The following is a 798-nucleotide window of genomic DNA, read 5'->3' on the forward strand; positions in this document are numbered from 1 at the left end:
GCGGTGCAGTGGGGGTGGGCGGGGTCCGCGGAGCCTTCGGCGAGGGCGTGGACGAGGGTGCGCAGGGCGTCGGGGTCGCCGTGGGTCGGGAGGATGTCGCCCACGGTGTGGGTGAAGCGGGCGGTCACGGCGTCGGGTCCGCCGGCGGGGAGCGGGCCGCCGCGTGATCGGGCGCCGGTTTCGAGGGCGTCGAGGACGGTGGCGAGCAACGGCCTGAGGGCGTCGGGTCCTTGGGGGCCCGAGGCGAGGGGCGGTGTGCTCATGGGGTTTCTCCGGGCCGGCGCGGGGAGCGGGGTTCCAGCTTGTACGGGGTGGGTGCGGGCGCGCCGGGAAGCTGGGGATCGGTACTCGAAAGGGGGTACTCCCCCAGGGTTGGTCCGGGTGGGGGTGTGTCCCCTGCCGGTCGTCTGCGGTCGAGCGGGGTGGGGAGCATGGTGGAGCCGGAGTCCGGGTCGGGGCCGGAGTGGGGCGGGGAGCCGGTGGGCAGGTGTGAGGGGGAGCCGGTGGTGTTGCGTGAGCCGGGGCCGGGGGACGAGGCCGCGCTGCTGGCGTTGTTCGAGGACTGCGAGGACTGGTTCGTGGCGGCGACGGGGCTGCCGTCGGCTCCGGGGGATGTGCAGAGTCTGTTCTATGCGCTGCCGGAGGGGGCGGCGGCGCGGGACAAGGTGGTGCTGGTGGTGGAGTGGGCGGGGTCGGTGGCGGGTGTGGTGGACGCGGTGCGGGACCATCCGGAGCCGGGTGCGGTGGCGGTGGGGATGTTCCTGCTGGCGCCGGGTGCGCGGCGGCGGGGTCTGGGGC

The 798-nt window shown here is 75.7% G+C and carries 1 protein-coding gene and 1 pseudogene; one reads left to right on the plus strand and one right to left on the minus strand.

Annotated elements, in window-relative coordinates; all coding sequences use genetic code 11:
- Positions 1 to 263: pseudogene (locus KMS84_RS38700) on the minus strand (aspartate aminotransferase family protein); the annotation flags it as partial.
- 168 nt (positions 264 to 431) lie between these two features.
- On the opposite strand from KMS84_RS38700, the gene KMS84_RS38705 reads away from it, so the two are divergent.
- On the plus strand, positions 432 to 798 hold a 367-nt coding region (locus KMS84_RS38705; protein WP_256921239.1), incomplete at its 3' end, for a GNAT family N-acetyltransferase.

The sequence above is a fragment of the Streptomyces hilarionis genome (assembly GCF_024539675.1).
GTDB lineage: Bacteria > Actinomycetota > Actinomycetes > Streptomycetales > Streptomycetaceae > Streptomyces > Streptomyces hilarionis.